This window comes from Pseudonocardia wallangbongensis, from assembly GCF_054486945.1.
Window position 1 is genome coordinate 1 of record NZ_JBRERS010000033.1, and the last position, 7,053, is coordinate 7,053.

Below are 7,053 nucleotides of genomic sequence, written 5' to 3' on the forward strand. Positions count from 1 at the left end.
CGCTCAACGGCTGCTCGCCCTGGCCGCAGCGGTCTGGCACAACTGGAACACCCACGCGCCCAGCAAGCGCAGCCTCATCGCCTACGACCACTGAACACCAACTTCACGGAATCGATCATCTAGTGGCTCGACACGCAGTGTCGACCGGGTAATTGATCTTGCCTGCTGGTCTCGGGAGGCTGCCCGCACGTCGAGTGTGGGAGGTGGTTGTGGCGCGCAGACCGAGCGTGTTCGTGCGGCCGTTGTCGATGGACGAGGGCCGCAAGCTGCAGCGGATCACCCGCACCGCGACCAACCCGGTTCGGATGCGTCGCGCGATCGTGGTGTTGATGTCAGCCCAGGGGCAGACGGTGCGGGACATCACGTCGTTGCTGCAGGTCAGCGACGACTACGTGCGGGATGTGATCCATGCGTTCAACGAGCGGGGGTTCGACGCGCTGGACCCAAAACCGAGCGGGGGACGCCCGAAGAGGATCGGTGACCAGCTCCGTACCTGGATCTGCCGGATCGCTCGGACGTCCCCCGCCGACTGGGGCATCACTGCGTTTTCCACCTGGTCCCTGGCCAAGCTGCGCGACCACCTGCTCGCCGAGGGCATCGTCGCCGAGCTCAGCCGGGAGACGCTGCGCCGGATCCTGCACGCCGGCGGCGTCTCGTGGCAGACCACGACCACCTGGAAGGCCTCCACCGACCCGGACTTCATCCCCAAGATGCGCCGGGTCCTGGACCTGTATGACCAGCCACCCGCCGACGGCCGGGTGATCTGCGTCGACGAGTTCGGCCCGCTGAACCTGCTACCGCGCAAGGGCAAGGCCTGGCGGCCGATCCGCACGCCGCGGCGGCTGCGGGCCACCTACACCCGCACGTCCGGGGTGATGCACATGCTCGCCGCCCTGGACCTGAGCACCGGCAAGCTGTTCTACCGGATCCGCGAGCGCAAACGCTGGATCGAGTTCCTCGATCTCCTCAAAGGGCTGCGCGGCCGTTGGCCTGGGGAGAAGCTCTACGTGGTCTGCGACAACTTCTCCCCGCACCGCCACGCCCGCGTCCGCGACTGGTGCGCGGCCAACCAGGTCGAGTTGGTGTTCCTGCCGACCTACGGGTCGTGGTTGAACTGGATCGAGGCCGAGTTCGCCGCGCTGCGCTACTTCGCCCTCAACGGCACCGACCATCGCAGCCACGAGGAGCAGAACACCGCCATCGCCGCCTACGTCCGCTGGCGCAACGCCCGAGCCCAGCCGAAGGTCAACTTCGCAGTCGGCTCACCGATCCGCACCTGGACCAGTTACCCGGCCAAGGCTGCGTGACAAGCCACTAGCTTGCAGCGGTGGATCGTGATCATGTAGTTGGTCGGCGGCGGTAGTGGCTGGTTCGGGCGCTGTGGTGGTGTCGGGTCGTCGGCCCAGCCCGTCGATGCGCGGGCATGATCCGAAGTATCGGTTGCCCATGGCTGTCCACACGACCATGGACACCCGATACCTCGGATCTTGACGGGGAAGATCGCGGATATCGGTTGGCCATGGCTGTCGCCGCAGCCATGGCCAACCGATACCGCGGATCACGAACGTGACCGGCGCCCGGCGGTCAGGGCTGCCTCGCCACGGGATCGGCTGCCCGTGGGCGCGCCGTACCCGGCTCGTAGCCCGACCGCCCCACCCCATCGACCCGGTCCCGGGCGCGGCCACTCCCGTCCGGACCCGACCTCACCCCCGCGGGTGGTCGGGTTGGCACCACCACCGTCCCCCCGGGGTCACCGGGGCGGCCGTCCCCGACCTGCCGGCACGCCAGTCCCGACGAGACCGCCACTGCTGGCGGCCACTCGACCTGCGGTGGTCCCGCCCGCCCCTTCTGCACTCCCCAGACACCCGGGCATCCCCCACGAACAACCCCGACATCGACACCCAGCGGGCCGTGATCGGCGGGATCGGGACATCACGCTCACCTATGCACGCCAGGTCCCGTATCCGCTGATCAAACCCCACCCTCGGGTCACTCCAGGCCGGCTGTCAGGCGGCACGACACTCGGCGCCGACACCACGATCGGAGAGACCGGGAACGGCACCACCGCCGGCCGAGTGGCCGCCAACCGCGGCGGTCTCGTCGCGAACCGGCGTGCCAGCAGGTCGGGGACGGCCACCCCGGTGACCCCCGGGGACGGTAGTGACGCCAACCCGGCCACCTCGGACAAGCGCGAGGAGGGAACAGACGCGGGGCCCACGCCCCGGACCGCGTCGACGGGGTGCGGCCGTCGGGCTACGAGCCGGGTACGGCGCACCCACCGGCAGCGAATCCCTGGTCAGACCCAGCCGATGATCGTTTGTGCGTTCCGCGGAACACACCCCACCGCCTGAGCAGGCTCGAACCGGGTGGGACATCGCGCCGACAGCACCCGCGAGCGTCACCGGCCGGCCCGACCTCCGAACGCAACCCCGGACGGCGTCCACCAGCCGGACGCGAGGGACATGGGCCGGTGTCCGGCGCCGGCTGCTGGCCGCAGCCGGCGATCCCCACGCCACCAACGACGCTGCGCCGGGCCGCTACTCCCACACCACCACGTTGCGCCGCACGGGCACGGAGTCCCGGTTGCCCGCGAACAGCCCCGGGGAGCGCTGCCGGATCCGCTCGACGTCGTCGAAGACCGCGCGCAGGTGGGCGCGCATCGCCTTCCGGGCGGCCGCGACGCTCCCGGCGAGCACGGCGTCGAGGATCTCCACGTGCTGGTCGGTGAATGCGGGCGGCGCGGTGGCCTGCAGGCCGAGGCGGCGGGCGCGGTCGAGGTGCCCCTTCGCCGACACGACGGTGGCCCACGCGCTGCCGTGCCCGGCCAGGCGCAGCAGGGCGTGGTGGAACGCCTCGTCGAGCGCGAAGAACTCCTCGACGTCGAGGCCGGGGCGTCGTTGGGCGGCCAGGTTCTCGCGCAGCTCGCGGACGATGTCCGGGTCGAGCCCGGTGGGCAGGTCCTCGAGCGAGGCGAGCTCGACGGCCTCGCGGAGGAACTGCGCGTCGGCAACCCGGGCCGGGTCGACCCGGGAGACGAACGACCCGACCTGCGGGAAGACCTGCACCAGGCCCTCCTCGGCGAGGAGGATCAGGCTCTCGCGCACCGGGGTGCGGCTGACCCCGAGCTGCGCGGCGAGCTCGTTCTCCGACAGCGCGGAGCCGGGCGGGAACTCGAGCGTGAGGACCTTGCGCCGCAGGGTCTCGTAGACCGTCCTGCGGCTGGTCCTCCTGGTCGCCCGCGTCACCGCACCAGCCTATCCACCCTTGCGCCGTCTTCGCGACATCTGCTTGTATACCAGCACTGCGCGACAAGGAGGTTGTGGGAACCGTGAGCACGATCGAACGCGCCGAGGTCTTCGTCGCCTCCCCCGGGCGCAACTTCGTCACCCTGCGCATCACCACGTCCGACGGCGTGACCGGCCTCGGGGACGCCACCCTGAACGGCCGCGAGCTGGCCGTGGCCGCCTACCTGCGCGAGCACGTCGTGCCGCTGCTCATCGGCCGCGACCCGGCCCGCATCGAGGACATGTGGCAGTACCTCTACAAGGGCGTCTACTGGCGGCGCGGGCCCGTCACGATGACGGCGATCTCGGCCGTCGACACCGCGCTCTGGGACATCAAGGGCAAGGTCGCGGGCCTGCCCGTCTACCAGCTGCTGGGCGGCCGGTCCCGGGAGGGTGTCACGGTCTACGCGCACGCCAGCGGCGCCGACGTGTCCTCCCTGCTGGAGGACGTCGAGCGCTTCCTCGAGCTCGGCTACCGGGCGGTACGCGCCCAGGCCGCGGTGCCCGACGTCGCCGGCACCTACGGCGTGCGCAAGGGCGAGGGCGTCTACGAGCCGGCGTCGACCGCGCTGCCCGACGAGCAGCCCTGGGACACCGAGGCCTACCTCGGCTTCGCCCCGGCCTACCTGGAGGCGGTGCGGGAGCGCTTCGGGTTCGGCTTCCACCTGCTGCACGACGTGCACCACCGCCTCACCCCGATCGAGGCGGCGCGGTTCGGCAAGAGCGTGGAGGCCTGCCGGCTGTTCTGGATGGAGGACCCGACGCCCGCGGAGAACCAGGAGGCGTTCCGGCTCATCCGCGGGCACACCACCACCCCGATCGCCGTCGGGGAGGTGCTCAACTCGATCTGGGACGTCCAGCAGCTGATCACCGAGCAGCTGATCGACTACGTGCGCACGACGGTCGTGCACGCGGGCGGCATCACCCACCTGCGGCGGATCTTCGACCTCGCCGCGCTCTACCAGGTGCGCACCGGGTCGCACGGCGCCACCGACCTCTCCCCGATCACGCTCGCGGCCGCCGTGCACCTCGACACCGCGGTGCCCAACTTCGGGATCCAGGAGTACATGCCGCACACGCCGGAAACGATGGACGTCTTCCGCTCCGGCGTGCGGTTCACCGACGGGATGCTCGTCCCGTCCGAGGAGCCCGGCCTCGGCGTCGAGTACGACGCCGAGGCGGCAGCGCGGTTCCCGTACCAGCCGCGCTACCTGCCCGTCGCCCGCCGTCTCGACGGCTCCGTGCACGACTGGTGAGGAGGTCCCGATGAGCGAGGACACGAAGACCGGGCCGGCGACGCGGACCACGGGTGACCTGGCCAAGGCCGCCACGTCCGGCTGGCTCGGCACGGCGATGGAGTACATGGACTTCCAGCTGTACTCGCTGGCGGCCGCCATAGTCTTCAACGAGATCTTCTTCCCCGACGTCAGCCCGGCGATCGGGCTGATCGCCGCCATGGCCACCTACGGCGTCGGGTACGTCGCCCGGCTCGCGGGCGCGATCTACTTCGGGCGGATGGGCGACCGCATCGGCCGCAAGCGGGTGCTGTACCTGACGATCCTGCTGATGGGCGCCTCCACCACGCTGATCGGTGTCCTGCCGACGCACGCGCAGATCGGCATCCTCGCGCCGATCCTGCTGGTCGCGCTACGGCTGATCCAGGGCTTCGGGGCCGGCGCGGAGATCGCGGGAGCCACCGTGATGCTCGTCGAGTACGCGCCGGGGCGCCGCCGTGGGCTCGTCGCCTCGCTGGTGTCGCTCGGCACCAACTCGGGCACGCTGGCCGCGTCCGCCCTCTGGGCGTTCCTGCTGGCCGCGCTGTCGGAGGAGCAGCTGCTGTCGTGGGGATGGCGGCTACCGTTCCTCCTCAGCTTCGTGCTGATGATCTTCGCGGTGTGGCTGCGCCGCAGCCTGAAGGAGAGCCCGGTCTTCGAGGAGCGCCCCGACGTCGTCGACGGGCGGGCCCTCACCCGGGCCGACGCGGAGAGCAGCAGCGTGCTGGAGACCGGCCTGCGCCAGCGCAAGGGCAAGGCGTTCTTCCTCGCGCTCGGCCTGCGGTTCGGCCAGGCCGGGAACTCGGGGCTCGTCCAGACCTTCCTCGTCGGCTACATCGCCGCCACGCTGCTCGTCGACCGGTCGGTGCCGACGGACGCCATCGTCTACGGCTCGCTGCTGGGCTTCGTGACGGTGCCGATCGTGGGGCTGCTCGGCGACCGGTTCGGCAGGCGGCCGATGTACATCGCGCTCTCGGCGCTGACCGCCGTCCTCGCGTTCCCGCTGCTGCTGATGATCACCAGTGGTAGCACCGTGGCACTGGTGATCGGCATGATCCTCGCCCTCAACGTCGGTGTGCTCGGCCTCTTCTCCCTGGAGAGCGTCACGATGGCCGAGCTCTTCGGCGCCCGCACGCGCTTCACCCAGCTCGCGCTGACCAAGGAGATCGGCGGCATCCTCGCCACCGCGATCGGGCCCGTCGTCGCGGCCACCCTCACGGCGGTCACCGGCAGCTGGTGGCCGATCGCGGCCATGCTCGTCGCGTACTCCTTGATCACGCTCGTGGCCACCGTGCTCTCCCCCGAGACGCGCGGGCGTGACCTCGTCGAGCTGGGCGATGCCGCATGAGGGCGGTGGTGGTGCATGCCGCGGGGGACGTCCGGGTCGACGAGCGCCCGGACCCGCGGCCCGGCCCGGGCGAGGTGCTGCTGGCGATGGAATGGGGCGGCATCTGCGGCTCCGACATCTCCTACTTCCGGCACGGCTCCACCGGCACCGCGGTGGTGCGCCACCCGCTCGTACTCGGGCACGAGGTGGCGGGACGGGTCGTCGCGGTCGGGCCGGACGTGGACGGGATCGCCGAGGGGGACCCCGCCACGGTCCACCCCGCAACGGTCGTCGGCGACCCGCGGCTGCCGGACCGGATCGCCGGCCGCACCAACCTGCACCCCTGCGTGCGCTACTTCGGTTCGGCCGCCCTCGACCCGCACACCGACGGCGGGTTCAGCGAGTACCGGGTGGTCCGCGCCGACCAGATCCGGGCCTTGCCCGAGGGCGTGAGCACCGAGCACGGCGCGCTCGCCGAGCCGCTCGGCGTCGCGCTGCACGCCGTGCACCGGGCCGGCGACGTCCGGGGCCGGACGGTGCTGGTGAACGGCGCCGGGCCGATCGGTTCGCTGGTGGTGGCCGCCGCGAAGCACCGCGGGGCGGCGGTCGTCGTGGCCTCGGACGTCGCGGCCCCCGCGCTGGCGGTGGCCGCCGCGATGGGCGCCGACACCGCGATCGACCTCACCACGTCCGCGCTACCCGAGGACGTCGAGGTCGTGATCGAGGCGTCCGGCGCGGCGGCGGCCATCGGCCCCGTGCTGCGGGCCACCGCCCGCGGCGGCACCCTCGTGCAGGTCGGCAACCTGCCCGGCAGCGCGGTGCCGGCGGTGCTGGGCGACCTGGTGACCCGCGAGATCACCTGGGTGGGGTCCTACCGCTTCGTCGACGAGATCGACGACGCCCTGCGCGCCATGCGCGATGGCCTGGACGTCACCCCAGTGATCACCCACCGCTTCCCACTGACCCAGGCGAAGAAGGCCCTACGAACGGCCGCCGACCGCAAAACGGGCAGCAGCAAGGTCCTCCTGAACCTGGCAGACAGCACTATGGGGCTCTCCTGTCCGATGTGTGGATCACGTTGCGCGTCCGGGCAGGGGCGGGCAGAGGCCGCCGAGGGCGAGCATGGCTAGTGCGATGAGTGCTTCGGGCCGAGCGAAGCCAAACGCGA

4 protein-coding genes and 2 pseudogenes are annotated in these 7,053 nt (G+C 71.4%); 5 read left to right on the forward strand and 1 reads right to left on the reverse strand.

What is annotated here, in order from left to right; genetic code table 11:
- Positions 1–94, forward strand: a pseudogene (locus ACU436_RS42180) (IS982 family transposase); the annotation flags it as partial.
- A gap of 115 nt (positions 95–209) precedes the next feature.
- Positions 210–1,307 carry an IS630 family transposase gene (locus ACU436_RS42185; protein WP_459032802.1) on the forward strand — a complete coding sequence of 366 codons (1,098 nt, stop codon included), beginning with the start codon at positions 210–212 and terminating at the stop codon, positions 1,305–1,307.
- Between the two features lie 1,230 nt (positions 1,308–2,537).
- Here the strand turns inward: ACU436_RS42185 and ACU436_RS42190 are convergent.
- On the reverse strand, positions 2,538–3,245 hold the full coding sequence (locus ACU436_RS42190) for a GntR family transcriptional regulator (protein WP_459032803.1): 708 nt from the start codon (positions 3,243–3,245) through the stop codon (positions 2,538–2,540).
- 83 nt (positions 3,246–3,328) lie between these two features.
- Between ACU436_RS42190 and manD the strand changes: the two genes are divergently transcribed.
- The 3 genes and pseudogenes from manD to ACU436_RS42205 form a co-directional block, all read left to right on the forward strand.
- Positions 3,329–4,540, forward strand: a complete 1,212-nt coding sequence (gene manD, locus ACU436_RS42195) for a D-mannonate dehydratase ManD (protein WP_459032804.1) — start codon at positions 3,329–3,331, stop codon at positions 4,538–4,540.
- 10 nt (positions 4,541–4,550) lie between these two features.
- Positions 4,551–5,906, forward strand: coding sequence for an MFS transporter (locus ACU436_RS42200; RefSeq protein WP_459032805.1), 1,356 nt, complete (start codon positions 4,551–4,553; stop codon positions 5,904–5,906).
- Positions 5,903–6,877, forward strand: a pseudogene (locus ACU436_RS42205) (L-idonate 5-dehydrogenase); the annotation flags it as partial. The gene ACU436_RS42200 and the pseudogene ACU436_RS42205, both read left to right, overlap by 4 nt.
- Positions 6,878–7,053 lie beyond the last annotated feature (176 nt).

Excerpts from the sequence above, each read along its gene's own strand:
- ACU436_RS42200 (WP_459032805.1), top strand. The coding sequence starts at position 4,551 with ATGAGCGAGGACACGAAGACCGGGCCGGCGACGCGGACCACGGGTGAC.